Raw genomic sequence first — 22,313 nt, 5'->3', positions numbered from 1 at the left:
TTCACGGGACCCTCCTGCGAGCGGCGGCAATACACCGTGCTCGTCCATCCCTTGAGTATCCTCCCTCAAGCCGCAATCATCCGCCTCCACGGATAATCAAGACCTGGAACGCACCATACAAAGCTGTCATCGAGCTGACATTGCACTGCATTTTATCAAAGGGCGGCGCGCCTCCCACAATTCAATGGGTTATTGCAACCGCAAAACCTTGTTCCAGCGGGCGATGAGACGCATGCGCTTGACCTGATCGAGATAGACCATCAGCCCGGGACTGACAGGAACGGGTCGCAGCTGTGCGCCCAGCAGGGATTGCATGGTATTGGCGGTGTTTTCGCCGCCAACATCCGGACTGACCGCCGCAATATGCAGCTCTCGCGCCATTATGCCTTGCCCTTCCTTCGACATGAAGAACTCCAGATAGCGCCGACCAAGCTCCGGCGATGCGGCCGCCTGTGGCACAAGGCCGATTCGCGACATCACCACGGTATAATCCTTGGGCAGGACAATGCCGACATCGGGATGGCGCGACGCCCAGTCGGCGGCGTAGGAGCCCAGAATATTATAGCCAAGCACGAAGCGCCCGTCGGCAACCCGCTCCAGAATGGCCGAGCTGTTCGAGTAGAGCTTGACGCCCGCGGTGCCCATGCTGCGGATCACCGACCATATATCGCCAAACTGCTCCTGGTCGCGGGCCATGAACAGAAAGCCGACCCCTGAGCGCTCAATATCATAGGTTCCGATCCGGCCATAGACGGCATTTCCCTGGTTTTTCAGGTAGTCCACGAATTCCGCCCGCGTCGAGGGCGGCTTCTGATTGGCAAAACTCGGCTTGTGATAGACGAAAACCGCAGGCTCGAATGTCAGCGCATAGGCGGTATTGCGCCAATTTGCCCAGGCGGGCCAGCTTGCGCTCATCGGAAGGTCACTGCGCTGGGCATAGCCGTCATTGCTGAGCTTGACTTGCAGATCCATGGCCGACGAAAATGCAAAATCCGCTGTCGTCTTGCCCGCATCGGTTTCCTGAACGATCCGGTCATAGATTTCGCTGGTCTGCATGTCCTCGTAGCGCACCGCGATATCAGGATTTTTCGCCTGGAAGCCTGCAATGATCTGCTTGGCCATCGGCTCATCAAGCGAGGAATAGACAAGCAGCTCGGGAGCTTTCGCATCGCCCGATAAGGCAGGAAACAACACAGGGTTGGCCGCAGCTGGAAACGTAAGGCCCAGCAGGATTGAAATAAACATGATAAACCGCATAAACGGATCATGCCGCAGCCTGGCGTTGTTCACAAGCACCATGGACGGCACTATAGCATAAATGCTTCAAAAGGCGTCGAAGTGGCGTGCAAAGTGTCATTTTCAGCGTTTCATCGTATTCCAGACCAAATATAAAATGCTAGAGCAGTGAGTGAGGAGACATTCCCCGGTGCGCATCTTGCTCGTTGAAGACAATAAGGCTCTCGCCGATGGCCTGTCTGCCATTCTGCGCGGCACCGGCTATGCGGTCGATACCGTCAGCGACGGCGCGTCTGCTGATGCCGCGATTGCCACTGAGAACTTCGATCTTGTCATTCTGGATCTCAACCTGCCGGAAATGGATGGGATAGAGGTGCTGCGCTGCGTGCGCGCCCGCCATGACAAGGTAGCAATCCTGATCCTGACGGCGCGCGGCGCACCGGAAGACAAGGTCAAAGGTCTGGATCTCGGCGCTGACGACTACATGATCAAGCCTTTCGATATCGGCGAATTTGAAGCGCGTGTGCGCATGTTGTTGCGCCGCCAGGCCGGACTGCGGTCTTCGATGATCAGCTACGGAGCGGTGTCGCTCGATCTGAATTCGCGCAGCTTTTCGGCAGCAGGCGTCCCCCTCGATATCCCCGCTCGTGAACTCGGTCTGTTGGAAGTGCTGTTCATGCGGGCAGGCAAAGTCGTGGCCAAGGAAGCTATCATCCAGTCGCTGGCGGCCTTTGACGACGATCTCAGCGCCAATGCCATAGAACAATATGCCAGCCGGCTGCGCAAACGGCTTGCCCCTCACGGTCTCACTGTTCGCACTGCGCGCGGCATCGGTTATTACCTCGAAAAAACCATGACCGAGACGGCATGACCGGGGTCGCCTACTCGCTCCGCCGCCGTTTGCTGGGCTGGTTGCTGCTATCAACCGCACTCATCGGTGCCGTCGCCCTGGTCGACACCTATTATGAGGCCGTCAAAACTGCCGATACAGTCTCCGACCGGGTTCTGGCTGGGTCCGCATTGGCAATTGCCGAACGGGTCATCGTCTCGGAAAATGGCGAGTTGGCGGTCGATATCCCCTATGTCGCGCTGGAAATGCTGACATCAGGGGCGCAGGACCGGGTATTCTACCGCGTCGACGGCCCAGGGGGCCGCTTCATCACCGGCTACCAGAACCTACCGACAGTTTCCGATTTCCAGGGGCAATCGGCTGTGTATATGGACGCAGCTTTCCGCAACGAGCCGATCCGCATCGCGGCCCTGCAACGGTCTGCCTCAACAGGTATTGATTCGCTGCCCTTCGTCGTGACCGTGGCTGAGACGACGATTGCGCGAAATCAGCTCACCCAGGCCATTCTGTTGCGCTCGGCCTTGCGGTTGTTGCTGATGATTGCCGGTGCTGGCGCCATTGTCTGGGTCGCCGTCACCTATTCGCTACGCCCGCTTTACCTGCTGGGAGAGGCCATTGCCGAGCGCAGTCCGAACGATCTGCATCCCATCGAGCAATCCGTTCCGAGCGAAGTCGAAAACCTCGTCGAAACCGTCAATTCCTTCATGGTCCGGCTGCAATCGGCGCTGGATGCCCTTCGCCATTTCACCGGCAACGCCAGCCATCAGTTGCGCACGCCGCTGGCGATCATCCGCACACAGCTGGCGCTGTCTGCCCGCGCCACAAGTCTTGGTGATGCTCAACAGGCAGCGCGCAAAGGCGATGAGGCGCTTGCCCATGCTGAACATATCCTGGCCCAACTGCTGTTGATGGCGCGTGTCGATGCCGCCGGCTCCAATGACCCGCAACGCCGCCCCGGATCGATCTGGCTCAACTGTCTCAATCGATCACCGCCGATCATGTGCCACGCGCCGCAGATGCCGGCATCGATCTGGGCTTTGAGGGGCCGGAGGCGCCCGTTTTCGTTATGGCAGAACCCCTGCTGATCGGCGAAATGCTGAGCAATCTGATCGCCAATGCCCTTGCCTACGCGGGGCATGGCGCCGAAGTTACAGTGCGCATCCGAGAGGATGGGCAAAACGTGTTCCTGATCGTCGAAGACAATGGTCCTGGCATTGCCCCCGAACGGCGCGGCATCGTGCGCCAACGGTTCGCCCGGGGTGAGCAGAACCCATCTCCCGGGCTTGGTCTTGGCCTGCCGATCGTTGAGGAAATCGCCAATCTCTTCAATGCCAAGCTCACGCTTCAAGACACGTCCGAGGGACGCGGCCTGACGGTATCGGTCACATTTCCCAATGCCGCAACCGCAGCGCACGCATAAGCGTTAGGAGATCTTGCGGGGAGCATCAAAGCATCCTGCCCGCCCTCGACTGTTTGCGGGTCTCGGCCAGTTTACTCGCTGTCCAGATGCAGTCTGCAATCAGTTGCGGTGTAAGCTTCAACGGAACGGAATGAATGACGCTGGCTGGGGCCATGGCAATCTCACCGACTTTCAGCAGGTCTTCCGCTGTCACCGTCTCCAGCCCGAGATCGCCAAGCATTGTCGGCAATTTCAGGTCCTGGCAGAAATCAATCGCCTCGTTGATCTCGTCCAGCGGCCGATTTTCCAGCACCAACAGGCCGATAATACCGAAGGCGACTTTTTCGCCGTGGAAGAAATGATGGGTCGGCTCCAGCACGGTCAGCGCATCATGGATGCCGTGGGCACCGGAGACACCGCAATTTTCAAAGCCGAGACCGCTCAAAAGCGTATTGGCCTCGATAATGTTCTCCACCGCAGGCGTCAGTTTGCCGTCAATGGCGGCGCCGTAAGCAGCCCGCCCATCGCGCATCAGCACCTCATGGCAACGCCGCGCAATGGCTGCCCCCGCCGCAGTTGTTGCATAGCCATCACCGATATAATTGTTCGAATGGCTTTCGAAATTAGACCGCGCCTCATACCAGGTCGATAGCGCATCCCCCATGCCGGAAACCAGAAACCGGACTGGCGCCTTGATAATCAAGGCACTATCGACCAGAACAACATCCGGATTGCGACCGCATCGCACCACCCGGTCGTAAACGCCGTCTTCGCTATAGATCACACCAAGCGCACTGGTCGGAGAATCGGTCGAGGCGATGGTGGGCACAGTTACCGTGCGTGCGCCGATATGAAGCGCGGTAATCTTGGCCGTATCAAGCGCTTTGCCGCCGCCAATCCCGACAACGACGCCAGCGCCAGCGGTTTTGCCAAGGCCCACGGCGCGCTCGACTTCCTTATCCGTGGATTCGCCGCAAAATTTCATGAAATGGCTTTTCACCCCATGAGCATCAAGGTTTTTCTCCACTTCCGGACGAAGAGCATCCCAGAAAAACCCATCGATGACGATCAATGCCGAGTTTGACAGCGGCGCGATATAAAGCCCGATTTCATTGATGACGCCCGGCCCCTGAACATAGCGCAGCGGTCCGCCATAGCCTCTTGAAGTCATGGTTTTTATCCTTTATCGAAAAATGCAATGATCAACGCAGCGTCAAGCCGCCATCAATGGTGATGATCTCACCTGTGGTGAAGGAACTCGCATCGCTGGCCAGATAAACCACCGAACCGGCCAGTTCCTCGACGGAGCCGATTCTGTTTTGCACGGCGCCTCTTGCCCAATGATCCCTGACCACATCGGGATGTTCCCGCAGCACGTCATCGGTCAGTTCCGTGCGAATATAGCCCGGCGCAATCGCATTGACGCGGATATTGTGTTCGGCCCATTCCGTTGCCAGCGCCTTGGTCAGCATATGAACGCCCGCCTTCGACACATTATAGGCGGCGTGGCGGAACGGCCAGTTGACGATCCGTCCCGACATCGAACCAATATTGATGATTGAGCCGCTTTTCTGCGCGATCATCTGTCGCCCGACGTGTTTGGAGGCAAGAAAAACGCCGTCCAGATTGACGGCCATGGTCTGGCGCCATTGATCCAGGCTGCAATCTTCCGCTGCCGCTGGCAGCACAATACCAGCATTATTAATGAGAATGTCGATGCGCCCGAAGCGATCCACCACAGATTGCGTCATGCGCTCGACATCCGCCTCCTGCGCAACATCGGCCTGCAGGGCGAAGCTATCACGCCCTTGCACCCTTAAGGTGACGGCCAGTTCTTCCGCACGGTCCAGCGTCGAGCGCACGACAATGGCGACATCTGCGCCATGGGCAGCAAGCGCCTCCGCCAGCGCCTTGCCAATGCCGCGCGACCCACCGGTGACGATGGCCTTGCGTCCGGTCAGATCGAACATATGGCGGTAATCGGATGCTGTGTTTGACATGTAGGCTCCTCCCTATCTGTCTTGTTTTCTGCCAGTCAGGCCACCGTCGGCGAAGCCTGTGGCGTAACGGTGCTTTCGCCCCAGCGGGCAAGAATATGTTCTGCGGTTCGCTGCGCCTGCGCGACAATGGTCAGCGAGGGATTGACGGCAGTGGAGGACGGCAGGAAGGACGCATCGACAATATAGAGATTGTCGACGTCCCAAACCTTGCAGTGCGTGTCCAGAACGGATGTCTCTGGCGTCTTGTCGAAACGGGCAGTGCCACATTGATGCATGGATACCTTGATATCCATCTTGTTGGTGATGATCAGCGGATAGCCGAGCGAGCGCATATGCCGCGACCAGACCTTGACCAGTTCATTGTGAGATTTCAGATTGTTGGCTGTATAGCTCAGGCGAATGCGGCCATCCGGATCGACCGTAACGCGGTTTTCAGGATCGGGCAGATCCTCCGACATCAACCACCAATCGACGCTGCGGTCGGCGAAAATCGACATCAACCATTCCGGTGCCCAGGTCGCACCAGCGGTCAGCATGCCGCCCTGCAATTTGCCAAGCCCCTGGATATTGCCAAGTGGATAAGGCTTTTCGGCATTGGCGAGATAATAATCGTTGATCGCCATGGATTTCTGGAAGACGACACGGTTCTTCTTGAAGGGCGAGATCGCCATCAGCGCCGTATTGTTATGCGCCATGTAATTGCGACCGAGTTGGTCGGACATGCTATTGCCGATGCCGCGCTTATGGGCCTGGTTGGCTGATCGCAGCAGAAGGGCTGCCGAATTGATCGCACCTGCACTGGAGACGAACAGATCGGCTTCGATCCGCTTTTTCTCACCCCCATGGGTCAGTTCAACGCCGGTCACCTTTTTACCGGTCGGATCGGTCAGCAAACGATGCACAAAGGCTTCCGTGACTAGCTCGATTTTACCCTTGCCACGGGCGAGCGCCGGATTGACGAGGCGCACCTCCGCATCACCCTTGGCACCCAGCTTGCAGGCAAAACCGTCACAGGTCCGACATCGGATACAGCTGCCACCCGGATGGTAATCGATGGTAATTGGCAGCGGAAAGGGATGCAGCCCCCTTTCCTTCAGCTTTTTTTCGAAGAAGGCGATTTCCGGTTCATGGCCGATGGCCGGATGTGGCATTGGGCCGGAGCGTGGTGGTTCGGTCGGGTCGAGGCCCGCCGTGCCATGCGTCCCCATCAACCGTTCAGCCACAGCATAATAGGGTTCGAACTCGTCGTAAGAAACGGGCCAAGCTGGGGCTATGCCGCCTTCATGGGCCAAATCCTCAAAATCCTCCCGGCGAAAGCGCAGGGTCGCCGCACCGAAGAATTTGCTATTGCCGCCGACATAATAGAACGTGCTGGGCCTGAAGGACTGGCCATCCTTGTCGCGCCATTCTTCCGTCGTTGCATATTTCTTCTGGTGAAAAACCGCATCGACGCTCCAATTATCGTCTTCACGTGGCAAGCGTGGTCCGCGCTCGATCATCAGGATAGTGCGGCCCGACTCTGCCAACCGGTTTGCCAGCGCGCCACCGCCTACGCCCGAGCCAATAATGATCACGTCGTAAAATCGCTTCAACTCACTCATGTCTCTCTCCCGTGCCTGCCCTTGCCTGCACCTGCGTCTGAATGAATGCCTCTCTCCTCCGAAAGGCGCTTTTCTACCAAGGCCTGAAGATGCTCCAATGCTCGTTCGTGTTACATGATCGCCCCGACCTGCCAGGGGACGAATTCGTTGTCGCCGTAATTGTAGATCTCGCTCACTGTCGGCTCTCCCGACGCGGTGGCGATCACAGCCTCGAAAATCCGCTGCCCGACCGCCTCTACCGTCTCCTCGCCGGTGACGATGGTGCCGCAATTGAGGTCCATGTCTTCCTGCATCCGCTCATACATCGGCGTGTTGGTGGCAAGCTTCAGCGATGGTGCCGGTTTGAAGCCGGAGACCGAACCACGCCCGGTGGTGAAACAGATGACGTTGCAGCCGCCCGCCACCTGACCGGTCACGGCAATCGGGTCATAGCCGGGCGTATCCATGAAGACGAAGCCGGGTTCGGTGATGCGCTCGGCATATTCATAGACGGCGTTGAGCCTGGTCGTGCCGCCTTTGGCCACCGCACCGAGTGATTTTTCCAGAATTGTGGTGAGCCCACCGGCCTTATTGCCGTGGGATGGATTGTTGTTCAGCTCGGCCCTGCCCCGCGCCGCATAATCACGCCACCATTCGATACGTTCCAGCAGCTTTTGCGCAACATCAGGGCTTTTTGCCCTCCGGGTCAACAGATGCTCGGCACCGTAGATTTCCGGCGTCTCAGCCAGACAGGCGGTGCCACCATGGCGGATCAGCAGATCAGCGGCATAACCAAGCGCCGGATTGGCGGAAATCCCAGAATAACCATCCGATCCTCCGCATTCGAGCGCCAATTTCAGCTTCGATACCGGTTGCGGGATGCGCTTCAAGGCATTGACGGCGGGCAACATTGAATCGATGGCAGCAATCGCTGCTTCGATGGATTTGCGAGTGCCGCCGGTCGCCTGAATGGTTAGCGTCTGAAATCTGTCGCTCTCGGTGAGGCCATGAGCGGCAAGCAAAGCCGGTATCTGGTTGGTTTCGCAGCCAAGGCCAATCATCACCACACCGCCGACATTCGAATGGGTGGCATATCCGGCCAGCGTACGGGTGAGATAGAGATACCCCTCGGTCGCGGTATTGATGGCGCAGCCACCCGCATGGGTCAGCGCAATAACCCCATCGACATTGGCGAAATCATCGAGCCTGCCCGGCTGGGCATAATGCTGCGCCACGGCCTTGGCTACGGTGGCGGAACAGTTTACCGAAGAGACGATGGCGATGTAATTGCGCGTACCAGCCTCACCATTTTCCCGCTGATAGCCCATAAACGTCGCGGGCTGGGGCACAAAAGCAGGCTCCTGCGCATCCACGCAAAATTCGTGGGCCAGTTCCACATCCCCCATCGCCATATTGTGAGTGTGAACATGATCACCAACCGCAATAGGCTGCGTGGCAAAGCCGATGATCTGGCCGTATTTGATGACAGCCTGTCCCGGCTGAAGGGCCGTGATGGCAACCTTGTGGCCCTGAGTGATCCGGGCGGAAAGCTGCACGCCGCCAAGCTCTGGAAGTGCCACCGGCTCCAGCGTCAGCCGGGCAACGGCAACATTGTCGCGCATATTCAGCCTTAGCAGCGGCGAAGAAACCGAAGTCACTGTCATGGGCCTTCCTTTCCATCGAAAAGCGCGCCCTGGTCCTCATGCATCTTGGCCATGACAGCAAAGGAGGAATCGAGGTGGATGCGCATGGCCAACTCGGCCTGGTCGGCGTTGCGACTGGCCAGCGCCCGCACGATGGTGTAGTGCTGCTCGGTCACGACAGCCAGATGGCCTGGCACCGGCGCACTGAGCTGGCGCATCCGGTCGAGATGAACCTTGGCAAGCGTGATGAACTTCCAGATGCGCGGATAACCGCTGATCGTGGCAATGGCGCTGTGAAAAGCATCGTCGCAATCCAGGTATTTTTCCAGCTGATTGCTGTCGAGAATGGCCTGCATCTGCGTGATGATCGACTTCAGCTGCGCGACGTCGCGATCGGTAACATTGGCCACGGCCTTTCTGACGCTTTCGATTTCCAGCGCCCGGCGAATGACAAAACCCTCTTCCGCGACAGTGAAGGAAATACGGCTGACATAAGTGCCGGAATGGGGAAACACATCCACCAACCCCTCATCCGCCAGTCGCTGCAAGGCTTCACGAACGGGCGTGCGCGACACGCCGAATTCGGCGCAAAGGTCCTTTTCCGAGATGATTGCCCCCGGCTGCATCTCCAGATGGACGATGGCTTGGCGCAACAACCAATATATCTGTTCCGCCTTTGGAATTGTCTTCATCTTTTCCGGGCGCATAGAGATATCAACAATTTCGGGCATTTTATCGCCTATAGAGAAGTTTTAGAAAGCCTGTTGACAGGCGAATAATCATCTGACTTAGATAACTCATATATTGGTTGACGGCGCAAGTGAAATTTTCAGCCCGCAGCCAGGAGGAATAAACCGAGCTGGCGAGGAGGCTGGCAGGCGCTTTCAAAATTTGGAAATGACGATCATGGCCGACACTGTTTGCGCGTTGCGTGATGCAATGGCGACGGGAGATCTGTGTCTCACCTCGGCTGAAAAACCTATGGATGCAAGCTGATCATGGCGACAATCAATTATCTGACGCGGATTGAATTCAACGAAGGCGGAATTTCTACATTGCCTGCGTTGCTGGCTGAACTCGGCGTGAAAAAGCCGCTGATCGCAACCGACAAAGGCCTGGTTTCGACTGGTCTGGTTGCGAAAGTCCTCGGCCTGTTTGATGAAACACCCGCAGTGTTTGACGGCACTCCGGCCAATCCGACGGAAGAGGCCGTCACCCAGGCTTATGACCTCTATAAAAGCGCCGGATGCGACGGCATTGTCGGGCTGGGTGGCGGCTCTTCGCTCGATCTTGCCAAGGCCGTCCGGCTTCTGACCGGCCACGCAGCACCCTTGGCGCAATATACGGCGGTGGAGGGCGGTGCCTCGAAAATCCACGGGCGCATCTGTCCGATGATCGCCGTGCCAACCACATCAGGCACGGGATCGGAAGTGGGCCGCGCTGCCGTCATCATCACGCGGGAAGGCCGTAAGCTCGGCATATTGAGCGGCCATATGCTGCCCTCCATTGCGCTCTGCGACCCGGAACTGACCTATGGCCTGCCGCCGTTTCTGACGGCTGCAACCGGGATGGATGCCCTCTCCCATTGCCTGGAAACCTATATGGGTCCATCGGTCAATCCACCTGCCGATGCAATTGCGCTCGACGGTTTGAAGCGCGGCTTTCCTGCCATTCGCAAGGCGGTTGCCAATGGAGGCGACCGGCAAGCCCGCTGGGACATGATGATGACTGCGCTGGAAGGCGCCATGGCGTTCCAGAAAGGTCTCGGCGCCGTGCATGCGCTGACCCATCCGCTGGGCGCCATCCGCGAGCTTAATCTGCATCATGGCACGTTGAATGCGGTGCTGATGCCCGCCGTCTTGCGCTTCAACCGCTCAGTCATCGGCGCGAAATGGGACGTGATGGCAGACATCATGGGCGGCGCGCCGGATGAAGTCACGGCATCGCTGAACCGCGACATTGGCATGCCCTCCGGCCTGAAAGCCATGGGCGTGACGGACGCGATGATGGAAAAAATCGCCGGAGAAGCCCTGAAAGACCATTGCCACGCCACCAATCCCCGGCTCGCCAGCCGGGAGGATTACCTGGCGCTGCTTCAGGAAACGGCCTGAAAACCGAGGCAACGAAAACAATCGAGCGGGAGGAGAACACAATGTCTGAATTCGAGGAAACCAAGGATCGCAGCCGGTTTATGGGCGACCTGAAATTGAGCCGACGTGGCATATTGAGCGCCGGTGCGGCACTCACTGTGGCCGCCGCCCTGAGCAGGCCGCGCATGGCCGGTGCCGAAGATCTGAAATTCTGCGCTTCGCTTGGCTGGACCGTCTGGGAATCGGGTCGGCATATCGTCAATGGCTATAAGGATGCCGTTTCGCGCCTTGGCGGAACCTTGACCATTGCCGATGCCAATTACGACATCAAGAAACAGGCCGATCAGATAGCCTCCTTCGTGGCGTCAAAGCCAGCGGCGATATTCATAACACCCGCCGATGCCGCCGCGATCTCGCCTGCCGTGCAGGCTGCGGTTGCCTCCGGCATACCGATTTTCTGTGGTGACAGCTACGTGCCCAACACCACAGTAACCTCGACTGCCATGTCGAATAATTTCGGCCTCGGGGCAGCCGGAGCGGAATATATTGCCAAACGCTTGGACGGCAAAGGACAGGTCGCCCTGGTCAGCCTGCCCTCCAACGAATCCTGGGACCAGCGCACGTTGGGCGCAAAGTCGGTCTTCGTCCGCTTTCCCGATATCAAGGTCGTTTCGGAAATCGCCTTCGCCTTGGGCGGCACGACGACACCCCGCCAAGTGGTGGACAATATCCTGACGGCCAATCCTGAGTTAAACGCCATCTGGTGCGCCTGGGATGGCGCAGCCTCAGAAGGTACACTCGCCATTCGCGCCGCAGGCCGCAAGGTGTTCATCACCGGTATCGATGGTGGCCGCCAGTCCTTTGAATATATCAAGGCCGGTTCGCCCTTTGCCATGACCATGGCGCAGAGCTTCTACGAAATGGCCTATATGAATGCCTTTTATGCCCATGAGGTCGTCGCAGGCCGCAAAGCACCACGCTTCGTCATCACGCCGTCCTATGCGGTAACTGAGGACAGCTTGAAGCCCCTGAAGGACATTCCCGACAATTACGATCAACCGGGCGAAGCCATCAAACTGGGTTGGGCGCGCGCGCTTTAATCTGTCACTCCGACAGGTCAGAAATACAGTTGGAAAGGCGCGGGTGCAGGATATGACAGCCATTCTCGACATGAAGGGAATCGAAAAACGGTTCGGCGTCGTCAAGGCGCTGGACAATGTCGATTTCTCGCTGGACGCAGGCGAAATCCACGCCCTGCTGGGCATCAATGGCGCGGGCAAATCGACGTTGATCAAGATCCTCTCCGGCGTCTATTCCAAGGATGCCGGTACAATCGCCATCGCCGGGGAGACAGTCGAGCTCGGCAGTCCGGCGGCGGCAATTGCCTGCGGCATCGCCTCGGTGCAGCAGCATCCCGAACTGGTCGATGACTTCACCGGCGTAGAAAACATCTTTCTTGGCCAGGAGGCGGCGAAGGCGGGTCTTGCCCGCCGCATAGATCGCAAAGTGCTGAAGACCGAGGCAGCCTCGCTGCTGAAACGCTTTCCCATCGAAGTCGATCTCGACCAGCGCGTCGGTGAAATGCCCGCCGTTGACAGGGAAATTGTCGCCATCCTGCATGCGCTCAGACGCGAGGATATCCGCATCCTCATTCTCGATGAGCCGACCTCGACGCTGACCGAGCGCGAAAAGACATCCCTGTTCCAATTGATGCGGCACCTGAAGGCGGCGGGCATCGCCATTATCTACATCACCCATCGGCTTGAAGAGGTTTTCGAGATCGGCGACCGCTTCACCGTGTTCCGGGCAGGAAAGCGCGTCGCCACCTTCACCTGCCGTGAGGCGCGCGCGAGCAATATATCCATTCCCGAACTGATGCTGGATGAGAAGCCGGGCAATATCTTTCCTCCCAAGGCCGCCAGCGCCGCAGGGGAAGCGCTTCTGGAAGTCGAGGGGCTTGAACGGCCAGGCCTGTTTTCCGGCGTGAGCTTCACCCTGCGGCGCGGCGAGATCCTCGGTATTTTCGGTCTCGTTGGCTCTGGTGCCGATGAACTCTCGAAGGCGCTGTTCGGTGTTATCCGGCCAGACACTGGCACGATCCAAATCAAGGGCAAGCCGGTGACGTTAAAAGACCCGCATGACGCCCTGCGCAAGGGCATTTTCCTGGTTCCCGGCGACCGCCGCACCGAGGGACTAACCCTGTCACGCAACGTGATCTTCAACATGACATTGGCCCATCTGAAGAAGGCCTCCTTTCTCGGCGGACTCCTGAAATTCTCCTCCAGCCGCAAGATTTCCGAACAACTCGCCCGCCGTGTTGCCCTTCACCCGATGACACTGGACCGCCCAGCCAGCGCCTTTTCCGGCGGAAACCAACAGAAGATCGTTATCGCCAAGGGGCTCTACCGCGATGCTGACATCTACATTTTCGTCGAGCCAACAGTGGGCGTCGATATCGGCGCACGCGCCACGCTGTATGCGCTGATGCGGGAATTGTCGCAGCATGCGGGCGTGCTGGTGATTTCGTCTGACTGCGACGAAGTGCATGGCGTCGCCGACCGAATGATCGCCCTTTACAAGGGCCGCCCTGTCGCCGTCGCCAACCAGCGCCCAAGCCGGGACCAACTTCTGTCTGCCGGGATCATGGGAGCACGATCATGATTGTCTCTTTCAAATCCTCGCCGCTCGCCTTGCGGCTTTCCGCCTTCCTGATCCTGCTCTGCGCGATTGCGGCCATCTTTCAGTCCTTCGCTCCCGCCTATCTCACCGAAAACAACCTGCACGCCCTGCTGCGCCATATGTCGGTCAACGGCTTGACGGCCATCGGGCTGACTTTCGTGATTGTGGTTCGCCATTTCGACCTCTCCTTTCCGGGTGTTGCATCGTTGGGCGCAATGACACTCGGCTGGCTACTTGCCAATGACTACAGCCTGTCTGCGAGTGTGCTGGGCGGCATCGGCGTCGGGCTGATGGCCGGGTTGATCAATGGCACGGTCATTTCCTATCTGCGGCTGCCCGATATCGTCACCACCATTGCCACCGGCGGCGTTGCCGTTGGACTGTCCTATTTCTACAGCAACGGCACATCGATTTCTGAAAACTTCTTCATGTCGGGCATCCTCGACCTGAACGACTCCAAGGTCCTGGCGCTCGACATGCCAGTGGTCATCCTGTTGGCAACAGCCATCGTGGCTTTCATCATCCTACACTGCACCCGCTTTGGCAGGGCCTTTTATGCGACCGGCGAAAACCGGCGTTCGGCGGTATTTTCCGGCATCCGGGTGAAGACCTATATCCTAACGGCCTTCGGCCTTTGCGGCGCGCTGAGCTGTCTTGCCATCACGCTGCTGGTTGCCTCATCGGGGGCAGCCAATGTCACGGCGGGCAATCAGCTGATGATGCCGGCCTTTGCGGCCGTTTACCTGGGGGCTGCCCTTTTCGGTTCACCCTCCATTCCAGCGACGCTTGCCGGAGCGCTATTGATGTCGGCCATGCTGAACGGCTTCACCCTGCTTGCCATTCCCTACTACTACAGCGACGCCATTGTCAGCACCGTGCTGATCCTCGCCATTGGCATTTTCGATCCGAAGCTCACCACTCTGCTTGGCGACATTTTTACCCGAAAAGCAGCGGCAAAGACGGGAGATGACGGATGAAAAACGCAACGGATATCACCATGACGACAGTACAAAGCGCCGCACCTCCAAGCCGGGTGGACATGCAGGGGTTTTTCCTGCGCTACGGCTTGTTCCTGCTGCTGGTGTTGCTCATCCTGCTGTTTGCCTGGCTGCGGCCCAGTTTCGTCAGTGGCGGCAACATCAATGATATGCTGCGCTCGGCCAGCATCGCCGCACTGATGTTTCTGGGGCTGACCTGGATCATTGCGGCAGGCGAAATCGATGTCAGCTTCATGTCCGTTGCAGCGCTTGCCAATATGGTCGTGGCAGCGCTGGTTGCATCAGGCCAAGGCTGGGCACTGGCCTGTCTTGCGGGCGTGCTGGTCGGCCTCTTCTTTGGCTTGGTGAATGGATTGCTTGTGGCGATCTTCAAGCTTCCGGCCCTTGTCATCACCATCGCCACGGGCGGGCTGGCCGGATCGATTGCCGCTGCCATCGGCCTCGGCACATCGATTTCCCTCTCCTCCACCGGCTTCGTCGGGTCTCTCCTGCACGTCAACCTCGGCATCATCCCGCTGCTGACGGTGATCGTCGCGCTTCTCTATGCCGTCGCCTGGTTTATCCAGGAAAGACTGACCTTCGGTCACTATCTCTACGCCATGGAACAGAACCGTGCCGCCGTGATCGAAGCGGGCGTGCCAGTCAACCGGTTGCTGCTGATGCTATACGTGCTGTCTGGCATTGTGTCGGCGCTGGCGGGCATCCTGCTGACCGCCGATCTCTCGTCCGGTCAACCCTATATCGGCAGTTCCTATTTCATTGACGGCCTGACCTCGGTTCTGCTGGGGGGCATGGCGCTGAAATACGGTAAGCCCAATGTCATCGGCACCGTCACCGCCGTACTGCTGCTGGCCACGCTTTTGAGTGGTGCCGCCCTGCTCGGCTGGACGGATGCGCAGCGCCAGATCGTGCGCGGACTGCTGCTGCTGTGTGGCGTCGCCACCGTTGTCTGGGCAAGACGCAAGACACGCGCCCACATTTAAAGCCAAGGGAAATAATATGAAAGCGACCGAAAAACGCCCCATCGGCAAGACCGGCCTGACTGTCACCGCGCTTGGCGTCGGCACGGCACCGCTTGGCGGATTATATGCAGCCGTCTCCAAGGACGATGCCAATGCCATGCTGGATCGGGCCTGGGAGGCTGGTATCCGCTATTTCGACACCGCTCCCATGTATGGCAATGGCCGCTCCGAACATCTTGTCGGGGAATTATTGCGGGAGAAAAATCCCGAGCAAAGAGACTGGGCGATCAGCACCAAGGTCGGAAGATTGATGACCACGGAACGTGCCGGGCGAAAGCTTGCCCCCGCCCCGCCGAAAAACCCGCTCGATCCCGGCTGGTGGAACGGTCTGGATTTCCGTGAGGTGTTTGATTACAGCTATGACGGCATCATGCGCAGCTTCGATGACAGCCAGCAACGGCTGGGCTTTCCCAATCCCGATATTCTCTATGTGCATGACATTGGCAGCATCACCCATGCCGATCTGCACGAGCATCACTGGTCGGCGCTCACCAAGGGGGGCGGCTTCCGGGCATTGACGCAATTGCGCGACACAGGCGATATCAAAGGCTTCGGCCTTGGTGTCAATGAATGGCAGATCATCCGCGACGCCCTGGAAGAGGCTGACCTCGACTGCTCCATGCTGGCGGGCCGCTATACGTTGCTGGACCAGGATGCGGAACAACATTTTTTGCCGCTTGCCCAGAAACGCGGCATGGCGCTGGTGGTCGCAGGCGTCTTCAATTCCGGTATTCTTGCCTCAACGACAGGTCGTCGCAAGTTCAACTACGCTGATGCGCCGCAGGACATTATCGATAGGACTGAAAGGCTGAGGGCAATTTGCGATAGTTTCGCTGTCCCGCTGCCCGCCGCCGCCATCCAGTTTCCGCTGCGCCATCCGGCTGCGACCTGCGTGGTGATTGGGGCAAAAACAGCAGAACAGATCTCCACCAATATTGGCTGGTTCGAACAGGACATTCCCGAGGATCTTTGGGCGCAATTGCGCGCCGAAGGCCTTATAAACTCTTAGCATTTCCTGGAGGACGACCATGCTGAAAACCATCAACCCGCTTTTGACCGGCGATCTTCTCGCTATCCTCGCCGATATGGGCCACGGCGATGAAATCGTTATCGCCGACGCCAATTTCCCAGCGGTCACGACCGCCGAACGTCTGGTGCAGATGCCCGGCATCGATGCCTGCGCTGTGGTAGAGGCCATTCTCTCACTGATGCCGCTCGATGATTTTGTCGAATATCCAGCCGGTGTCATGGACGCCCCAGGCGAGCGGCCTGCCATCTATGCCGAGTTCGAAACACTGATTGAACGCGCCGAAAATCGCAAAATCGAACTGGATCTCATCGACCGTTTCGCTTTCTACGACCGGTCCAAAGCCGCCTTTGCGGTGGTCTCAACCGGCGAGCGTCGGCTGTACGGCAATATCATCCTGAAAAAGGGCGTAGTTCGTCCCGCATAAGCCAGAGTGGAAAGTTTCAGATGCTCGACAGTCATCAACATTTCTGGAAAGTTGAGCGTGGCGATTACGGCTGGCTGACGCCTGATCTCGGCGCGATTTACCGCAATTTCCTGCCAAAGGATCTGGAACCAGACATGCGCCGGGCCGGAATAACCCGGACCATTCTGGTCCAGGCGGCGGAAACCCAGGCAGAGACCGATTTCCTGCTGACAATTGCGGCAAAGACTGACTTCGTTGCAGGTGTTGTCGGCTGGCTCGATCTGGAGGCCGATGATTTTGCCACGCGCCTGAAACACTACCGCGCCAATCCTGATTTCATCGGCATCCGTCCGATGCTGCAAAGCTTGGCCGATGACGCCTATATCCTGCGCCCGAAGGTGATCGACAGCCTTAAAACAATAGCCGACAGCGGCCTGCCTTTCGATATTCTGACCTTCCCACGCCATTTACCGCATGTGATCGCGGCATTGAAACAGGTGCCGGATCTGAAGGCCGTGGTCGATCATATTTCCAAGCCGGAGATTGCCAAGGGCACACTTGACCCCTGGCGCGAGCATATGACGGAAATCGCCGGTTTCAACCAGGTCTGCTGCAAGGTTTCCGGCATGGTCACAGAAGCCAATACGGATTGGGCGCTTGAAGATTTCCGGCCCTATGTGAACCATGTTATCAACTGTTTCGGTCCCAATCGGCTGATGTTTGGCAGCGATTGGCCGGTTTGCACGCTGGCCGCCAGCTATGGCGAAGTTGCCAATCTGGCCCGCACCTTGTTGTCAGCCCATTTCGGCCCTGATGATCTCACGCTGATTTTCGAGACCAATGCGCGCCGTTTTTACGGTGTCTGAATTGCAAGTCACAGCGATCTTTCGCAACGTACCTTAACGTCAAACGCCCACCTTGGTCTTATAAACAGACCGAGGCGAGCGGTTGATTTTACGCTTTAAAATCAGAACGGCGCATCGATATCAACGACATCGATCAGCTTGTGATTGACGAATTCCTTGATGCCGAGGCCCAGCAATTCGCGGCCATAGCCCGAGCGCTTGACGCCACCGAACGGCAAGTCCGCCTTGACCATGGTCGGGTGGTTGATGAACACCATGCCTGTGGTGATCCGGTGGGCAAGAGCGACACCACGCGCAGTGTCCCGCGTAAAGATCGAGCCACCCAGACCATAAGGCGTATCATTGGCGATGCGGATCGCGTCATCGTCATCCTTGGCGCGAAACAGCATGGAGACCGGGCCGAAAAACTCCCAGTAACGGGCCGGATTGTCATCGGCCAGATCGGTCAGGATGGTTGGCTGCACGAAAGCGCCCTGGTTTGGCACCGGCGGCCCGACTTCGGTTGCCGTTGCCCCATGGGACACCGCTTCTGCAATCTTTTGACGGATCTCGTCGGCAGCCCCTTGCGAGGACAGCGGCGCAAGCGTTGTTTGCGGATCGAATGGATCACCGGCTTTCAGCCCAGCGACACCGGTTTTGTATTGCTCCAGAAAAGCATCATAGACCGCATCAACGATAATCATCCGCTTGGACGAGACGCAGACCTGACCGCCATTCCAGTGGCGACCGAAGACCGCCCATTTCACGGTCTTCTCCAGATCCGCATCGGCCAGAACCACGAAGGCATCGGCGCCTCCCAGTTCCATAGTGGATTTTTTCAGCGCCTGCCCCGCCTGTGCGGCAATGGTAGCACCCGCCCCTTCCGAACCGGTCAAGGCGACACCGTGGACGCGCGGATCGTTGAGGATCATTTCCACCTGGGTCCGCGTCGCATAAAGATTGGTGAAGGCACCCTTTGGCAGTCCGGCCTCCAGCATCAACCGCTCGAATGCGGCTGCGCATTGCGGCACATTCGACGCATGCTTCAACAGCATGGTATTACCGGCCGAAAGCTGCGGCGCGATAATCCGGGCGATCTGGTAATAGGGGAAATTCCAGGGCTCGATGGCCAGCAGCACGCCCAGCGGCTCATGCACCAGGATCGCCTCACCTTCAGCCTTGTCGGCAACGGGAAGCTGTTCCGGCTTCAACAGGCGCTCGGCATTGACGGCATAGTAATCGAGGATGTCGGCAGACAGGCCCACCTCGGCCCGCGCTTCAGACATCAGCTTGCCCATTTCCAGGGTCAGAAGCTTGGCATAATCATCCGTCTGTACCCGCAGGATTTCGGCGGCTGCATGCATGACCTTGGCCCGCTCGGCAAAGGATGTCTGTCGCCATTGCTGAAATGCAATATCCGCCGCCGTGATGGCCGCCTGAACGGCAGCGTCGGTTGCTTCGGGAAAGGTTATGAGAGTTTCGCCCGTATAGGGATTGGTTGTTGCGTAAGCCATGGAACCGTCCTTTGCAGTCATTGCTGCGGCGCGCATTACCGACATCGGTCGCGTCGATGCGGCAATGCTATCGCTAAGGGCGGCTCTGGCCGTTGATCCTAATCAAGATCGTAAAAGTTGTAGATTATAGCATTTTCAGGAAGCGGTTTTCGCAAAGCGCTATTCTGCGAAAACATGCGCTGACGCCGGATCGAACCCCAGCGCAACCGGCGCACCAATCGTCAGTCCATCCAGTGCGGCATGGCCAAAAGGCAATCGCACGGATAGGCCATGGCCACCTTCACTCAAGACCGCGATGTGAATCGTATTTCCCAGAAACGTAATGTCCTCAATCTTGCCAGCAAGCATTCCCGGTCCTTGAGCCGAAAGCAGCGTCAACCGCTCCGGGCGCAGCATCAGCATGGCATTGCTTCCATTCTGCACTTTCCCATGCAGCGGAATATTTCCGATTGCCAAATCACTGCCAAGGCGGATTTCAGCCTTACCCTCCCTGGTATCAGTCACCACACAGGGAAGAAAATCACTGTCTCCGATAAACTCCGCCACAAACCGTGTGGCCGGGTTGGCATAAAGCTCGGCGCCAGTGCCGATCTGGTCGATCACCCCTTTGGAAAATACTGCAATCCGGTCGGAAAGCCGCAATGCCTCTTCCTGATCATGGGTGACGTAAAGGATGGTGACATCCGTTTGGTGATGGATACGGCGGATTTCATGCTGGATTTCCTCTCGCAGCTTCTTGTCCAGCGCCGAAAGCGGCTCGTCCATCAAAAGCACCGGCGGATTATAGGCCAGCGCCCGGGCTAGTGCGACGCGCTGCTGCTGACCACCGGACATTTGCGCCGGTTTGCGATCCTCATAGCCATCCAGCCGCACCAATTGCAGCATCTTGCGGACCCGCTCGGTGATATCGGCCTTCGACCAGCCGCGCATTTTCAGCGGAAAGGCGATGTTCTGGCCGACCGATAAATGCGGAAACAGCGTGTAGCGCTGAAACACCATGCCGATATTGCGCTGGTGCGACGGGGTCTGCAACACGCTCTTGCCGGATAGCAGCATATCGCCCGCACTCGGCTGCTCGAAACCCGCGAGTATATAAAGCGTCGTGCTTTTCCCCGACCCGGAAGGACCGAGAAAGGTCATGAACTCGCCCTTTGCCACCTCGAGATTGACATCCTGCACCGCGACCACCGGGCCATATTGCTTGCGGATACCGCGAATTTCCAGAAAAGGCGTCATGCTTTCAGTCCTTTGCGCACCAGGGCGGTGATCAGCATCAACGCGATGGTGACGACAATGAGAAGGGTGGAGGCTGCGGCAATCACCGGCGTCAGATCCTGACGCAGCGTTGCCCAGATCTTCACCGGCAGGGTTTGAAGCGTCGGGCTTGCCATGAAGATCGCCAGAACGACCTCATCCCAGGAGGTCAGGAAGGAAAACACCGCCGCCGAAAACAAACCATGGCCAATGCAGGGCAGCGTGATCAACAACCGCGCCTTTAGCGGCGGAGCGCCGCAGAGCACGGCGGCATCCTCGATGGATTTGTCAAAACCTTCCAGCGCATTGGTCAGCGCCAGAATAGAGAACGGAAGCGCGACAACCAGATGAGCGATGACGAAGCCGAGTGTCGTGCCGTTCAACCCGATGCGCAGGAAAAACGCATAGAGCGCCACGGCCAGCACCACGACGGGCAGGATCATCGGCGTCATGAACAGAGCTCGCAGCGCATTCCGCCCGAGAAACCGCCCACGCACTAGGCCGAACGACGCACAAAGCCCTATCAGCACCGACAGGATCGTGACGATGACGGCGATGCGAAAACTGGTCCAGGCCGCATCCAGCCAGCGCGGATCGGCAAACAGCTGGCCATACCATTTGGTGGTCCAGGCCGGTGGCGGAAAAATCAGCCATTGCGAGGAGCCGAAGGACAGGGCGGCGATAAACAGGATCGGCAGCAGGAGAAAAGCTGCCGTCAGCAGCGTGATGACCAGCAAAATCCATTTCCAGACACCGAGGCTGTTGAAATTCAAAAGCATGTCAGCGCCCTCCCTCACCGGCTGCACCGAACAGCTTCAATTGCACAGCATAGAGGCTTAGCGTCACCACCAGCAGCACCAGCGCCGCCGCTCCGCCCATGCCCCAATTGACCAGCGATTGCACGAATTGGGCGATCAACTCGGCCAGCATCATATTGGATGTGCCGCCAAGCAGCGACGGTGTGACGAAATAACCAAGTGACATGACGAACACCATCAATCCACCCGACACCATGCCCGGCATGGCAAGCGGCAGCAGAACTGTGACCAGCGCCTGCCAGCGCGTCGCGCCGCAAAGTGCTGCCGCCTGCAACAGTGCCGGATCGATCTTGCGGATCACCCCATAGAGCGGAATGATGATGAAGGGCAGCATGATGTAGCTCATACCAACCGTCACGCCGACAAGGTTGTTGACCATCACCAGCGGTGTATCGACCACACCGAGACTGATCAGTGTCTTGTTGATGACCCCGGTGCGCTGTAACAGCACCATCCAGGCATAGGTGCGGGCGAGAAGGTTGGTCCACATCGACAGCAAGACGATCGCAAAGATCACGGAGGCCAATCGTTGCGGCATGATCGCCAGCGCCCAGGCGACGGGAAAGCCAATCAATAGCGAAATTGCCGTGACCAGGGCCGAGACGAAAAACGTGTTGAAGAAGATCTTCAGATAGGTCGCGCTTCCCAGCAATGCGGCGTAATTGCCGAGCCCGAGAACCGGCTCGGTCACCGAGCGCGTCAGCAGGGCCAGAACCGGCAGGACGAAGAAAATCAGGATCAACACCAGCGCCGGCAGGGTCGCGGCTTTATTGCCGAAACCCCACCGGCTTCTATGGGGCTGTTCAATGGTCGAGGTCGGGGACGCCATGCCGTTTCCTTGCCAAACCCGTCCGGCACTTAGCATTTGAAGGATGCATCATGCCGTAACGCTGAGGACGCTCCGGCACCGGATGGTTTACGGTGCCGGAAATGCCTTATCTTAACTGCAAGC

General features: G+C 58.1%; 19 protein-coding genes and 1 pseudogene. 10 read left to right on the top strand and 10 right to left on the bottom strand.

Annotated features, from left to right (window positions below):
• Positions 1 to 189: 189 nt before the first annotated feature.
• On the bottom strand, positions 190 to 1,245 hold the full coding sequence (locus V6582_RS22320; RefSeq protein ID WP_420360190.1) for an ABC transporter substrate-binding protein: 1,056 nt from the start codon (positions 1,243 to 1,245) through the stop codon (positions 190 to 192).
• Positions 1,246 to 1,426: 181 nt separating this feature from the next.
• Here V6582_RS22320 and V6582_RS22315 point away from each other — a divergent pair, with 181 nt between their 5' ends.
• On the top strand, positions 1,427 to 2,107 hold the full coding sequence (locus tag V6582_RS22315; RefSeq protein ID WP_337739276.1) for a response regulator transcription factor: 681 nt from the start codon (positions 1,427 to 1,429) through the stop codon (positions 2,105 to 2,107).
• Positions 2,104 to 3,506, top strand: a pseudogene (locus tag V6582_RS22310) (sensor histidine kinase). The gene V6582_RS22315 and the pseudogene V6582_RS22310 overlap by 4 nt, the downstream one beginning before the upstream one ends.
• Positions 3,507 to 3,531: 25 nt before the next feature.
• On the opposite strand, the gene V6582_RS22305 reads toward V6582_RS22310, so the two are convergent.
• The 5 genes from V6582_RS22305 to V6582_RS22285 all read right to left on the bottom strand — a co-directional run bounded on the left by V6582_RS22305 (position 3,532) and on the right by V6582_RS22285 (position 9,439).
• Entirely contained in the window at positions 3,532 to 4,656 is a 1,125-nt protein-coding gene (locus V6582_RS22305) for a glycerol dehydrogenase (protein ID WP_156632196.1), read from the bottom strand.
• Positions 4,657 to 4,687: 31 nt separating this feature from the next.
• Positions 4,688 to 5,485 (bottom strand): SDR family NAD(P)-dependent oxidoreductase, encoded by a 798-nt coding sequence (locus tag V6582_RS22300; protein WP_156632195.1) that lies wholly within the window; start codon positions 5,483 to 5,485, stop codon positions 4,688 to 4,690.
• A 35-nt stretch (positions 5,486 to 5,520) separates the two neighbouring features.
• A complete protein-coding gene (locus V6582_RS22295) occupies positions 5,521 to 7,086 on the bottom strand; it encodes a GMC family oxidoreductase (RefSeq protein WP_156632194.1) in 1,566 nt (521 codons plus the stop codon).
• Between the two features lie 110 nt (positions 7,087 to 7,196).
• Positions 7,197 to 8,729, bottom strand: coding sequence for a UxaA family hydrolase (locus V6582_RS22290; RefSeq protein WP_156632193.1), 1,533 nt, complete (start codon positions 8,727 to 8,729; stop codon positions 7,197 to 7,199).
• Positions 8,726 to 9,439, bottom strand: coding sequence for a GntR family transcriptional regulator (locus V6582_RS22285; protein WP_234889700.1), 714 nt, complete (start codon positions 9,437 to 9,439; stop codon positions 8,726 to 8,728). The genes V6582_RS22290 and V6582_RS22285 overlap by 4 nt, the downstream gene beginning before the upstream one ends.
• A 267-nt stretch (positions 9,440 to 9,706) precedes the next feature.
• Between V6582_RS22285 and V6582_RS22280 the strand changes: the two genes are divergently transcribed.
• The 8 genes from V6582_RS22280 to V6582_RS22245 are packed head-to-tail and all read left to right on the top strand — an operon-like array spanning position 9,707 to position 17,796.
• A complete protein-coding gene (locus tag V6582_RS22280) occupies positions 9,707 to 10,819 on the top strand; it encodes an iron-containing alcohol dehydrogenase (RefSeq protein WP_156632192.1) in 1,113 nt (370 codons plus the stop codon).
• Positions 10,820 to 10,860: 41 nt separating this feature from the next.
• On the top strand, positions 10,861 to 11,898 hold the full coding sequence (locus tag V6582_RS22275) for a sugar ABC transporter substrate-binding protein (protein ID WP_156632191.1): 1,038 nt from the start codon (positions 10,861 to 10,863) through the stop codon (positions 11,896 to 11,898).
• 52 nt (positions 11,899 to 11,950) lie between these two features.
• Complete coding sequence (locus V6582_RS22270; RefSeq protein ID WP_156632261.1) at positions 11,951 to 13,459, top strand: sugar ABC transporter ATP-binding protein; 1,509 nt, start codon at positions 11,951 to 11,953, stop codon at positions 13,457 to 13,459.
• Positions 13,456 to 14,454 (top strand): ABC transporter permease, encoded by a 999-nt coding sequence (locus V6582_RS22265; RefSeq protein WP_156632190.1) that lies wholly within the window; start codon positions 13,456 to 13,458, stop codon positions 14,452 to 14,454. Before V6582_RS22270 ends, V6582_RS22265 begins: the two co-directional genes overlap by 4 nt.
• Positions 14,451 to 15,458 (top strand): ABC transporter permease, encoded by a 1,008-nt coding sequence (locus V6582_RS22260; RefSeq protein WP_156632189.1) that lies wholly within the window; start codon positions 14,451 to 14,453, stop codon positions 15,456 to 15,458. The genes V6582_RS22265 and V6582_RS22260 overlap by 4 nt, the downstream gene beginning before the upstream one ends.
• A gap of 16 nt (positions 15,459 to 15,474) precedes the next feature.
• Complete coding sequence (locus V6582_RS22255) at positions 15,475 to 16,506, top strand: aldo/keto reductase (protein WP_156632188.1); 1,032 nt, start codon at positions 15,475 to 15,477, stop codon at positions 16,504 to 16,506.
• 19 nt (positions 16,507 to 16,525) lie between these two features.
• Positions 16,526 to 16,951, top strand: a complete 426-nt coding sequence (locus V6582_RS22250; RefSeq protein ID WP_156632187.1) for an RbsD/FucU family protein — start codon at positions 16,526 to 16,528, stop codon at positions 16,949 to 16,951.
• A gap of 20 nt (positions 16,952 to 16,971) precedes the next feature.
• Complete coding sequence (locus tag V6582_RS22245) at positions 16,972 to 17,796, top strand: amidohydrolase family protein (protein ID WP_156632186.1); 825 nt, start codon at positions 16,972 to 16,974, stop codon at positions 17,794 to 17,796.
• A 101-nt stretch (positions 17,797 to 17,897) separates the two neighbouring features.
• Here V6582_RS22245 and V6582_RS22240 read toward each other — a convergent pair whose 3' ends face one another.
• The 4 genes from V6582_RS22240 to V6582_RS22225 all read right to left on the bottom strand — a co-directional run bounded on the left by V6582_RS22240 (position 17,898) and on the right by V6582_RS22225 (position 22,190).
• Positions 17,898 to 19,289: an NAD-dependent succinate-semialdehyde dehydrogenase gene (locus V6582_RS22240; protein ID WP_156632185.1), complete on the bottom strand. Its 1,392-nt coding sequence runs from the start codon at positions 19,287 to 19,289 to the stop codon at positions 17,898 to 17,900.
• A 159-nt stretch (positions 19,290 to 19,448) separates the two neighbouring features.
• Positions 19,449 to 20,525 (bottom strand): ABC transporter ATP-binding protein, encoded by a 1,077-nt coding sequence (locus tag V6582_RS22235; RefSeq protein ID WP_156632184.1) that lies wholly within the window; start codon positions 20,523 to 20,525, stop codon positions 19,449 to 19,451.
• Positions 20,522 to 21,322: an ABC transporter permease gene (locus tag V6582_RS22230; RefSeq protein ID WP_156632183.1), complete on the bottom strand. Its 801-nt coding sequence runs from the start codon at positions 21,320 to 21,322 to the stop codon at positions 20,522 to 20,524. The genes V6582_RS22235 and V6582_RS22230 overlap by 4 nt, the downstream gene beginning before the upstream one ends.
• 1 nt (position 21,323) lies before the next feature.
• Positions 21,324 to 22,190: an ABC transporter permease gene (locus V6582_RS22225; RefSeq protein WP_156632182.1), complete on the bottom strand. Its 867-nt coding sequence runs from the start codon at positions 22,188 to 22,190 to the stop codon at positions 21,324 to 21,326.
• Positions 22,191 to 22,313: the final 123 nt, after the last annotated feature.

The organism is Agrobacterium vitis (genome assembly GCF_037039395.1).
Classification (GTDB): domain Bacteria; phylum Pseudomonadota; class Alphaproteobacteria; order Rhizobiales; family Rhizobiaceae; genus Allorhizobium; species Allorhizobium vitis_E.
This window is presented reverse-complemented; position numbering and strand designations above follow the sequence as displayed.

What these genes read in the sequence shown, in the direction of transcription:
- V6582_RS22275 (WP_156632191.1), top strand. Translation starts at nt 10,861, where the DNA reads ATGTCTGAATTCGAGGAAACCAAGGATCGCAGCCGGTTTATGGGCGAC.
- V6582_RS22240 (WP_156632185.1), bottom strand. Translation starts at nt 19,289, where the DNA reads ATGGCTTACGCAACAACCAATCCCTATACGGGCGAAACTCTCATAACC.
- V6582_RS22270 (WP_156632261.1), top strand. Translation starts at nt 11,951, where the DNA reads ATGACAGCCATTCTCGACATGAAGGGAATCGAAAAACGGTTCGGCGTC.
- V6582_RS22235 (WP_156632184.1), bottom strand. Translation starts at nt 20,525, where the DNA reads ATGACGCCTTTTCTGGAAATTCGCGGTATCCGCAAGCAATATGGCCCG.
- V6582_RS22285 (WP_234889700.1), bottom strand. Translation starts at nt 9,439, where the DNA reads ATGCCCGAAATTGTTGATATCTCTATGCGCCCGGAAAAGATGAAGACA.
- V6582_RS22255 (WP_156632188.1), top strand. Translation starts at nt 15,475, where the DNA reads ATGAAAGCGACCGAAAAACGCCCCATCGGCAAGACCGGCCTGACTGTC.
- V6582_RS22230 (WP_156632183.1), bottom strand. Translation starts at nt 21,322, where the DNA reads ATGCTTTTGAATTTCAACAGCCTCGGTGTCTGGAAATGGATTTTGCTG.
- V6582_RS22305 (WP_156632196.1), bottom strand. Translation starts at nt 4,656, where the DNA reads ATGACTTCAAGAGGCTATGGCGGACCGCTGCGCTATGTTCAGGGGCCG.
- V6582_RS22320 (WP_420360190.1), bottom strand. Translation starts at nt 1,245, where the DNA reads ATGTTTATTTCAATCCTGCTGGGCCTTACGTTTCCAGCTGCGGCCAAC.
- V6582_RS22295 (WP_156632194.1), bottom strand. Translation starts at nt 7,086, where the DNA reads ATGAGTGAGTTGAAGCGATTTTACGACGTGATCATTATTGGCTCGGGC.
- V6582_RS22265 (WP_156632190.1), top strand. Translation starts at nt 13,456, where the DNA reads ATGATTGTCTCTTTCAAATCCTCGCCGCTCGCCTTGCGGCTTTCCGCC.
- V6582_RS22290 (WP_156632193.1), bottom strand. Translation starts at nt 8,729, where the DNA reads ATGACAGTGACTTCGGTTTCTTCGCCGCTGCTAAGGCTGAATATGCGC.
- V6582_RS22225 (WP_156632182.1), bottom strand. Translation starts at nt 22,190, where the DNA reads ATGGCGTCCCCGACCTCGACCATTGAACAGCCCCATAGAAGCCGGTGG.
- V6582_RS22260 (WP_156632189.1), top strand. Translation starts at nt 14,451, where the DNA reads ATGAAAAACGCAACGGATATCACCATGACGACAGTACAAAGCGCCGCA.
- V6582_RS22250 (WP_156632187.1), top strand. Translation starts at nt 16,526, where the DNA reads ATGCTGAAAACCATCAACCCGCTTTTGACCGGCGATCTTCTCGCTATC.
- V6582_RS22280 (WP_156632192.1), top strand. Translation starts at nt 9,707, where the DNA reads ATGGCGACAATCAATTATCTGACGCGGATTGAATTCAACGAAGGCGGA.
- V6582_RS22245 (WP_156632186.1), top strand. Translation starts at nt 16,972, where the DNA reads ATGCTCGACAGTCATCAACATTTCTGGAAAGTTGAGCGTGGCGATTAC.
- V6582_RS22300 (WP_156632195.1), bottom strand. Translation starts at nt 5,485, where the DNA reads ATGTCAAACACAGCATCCGATTACCGCCATATGTTCGATCTGACCGGA.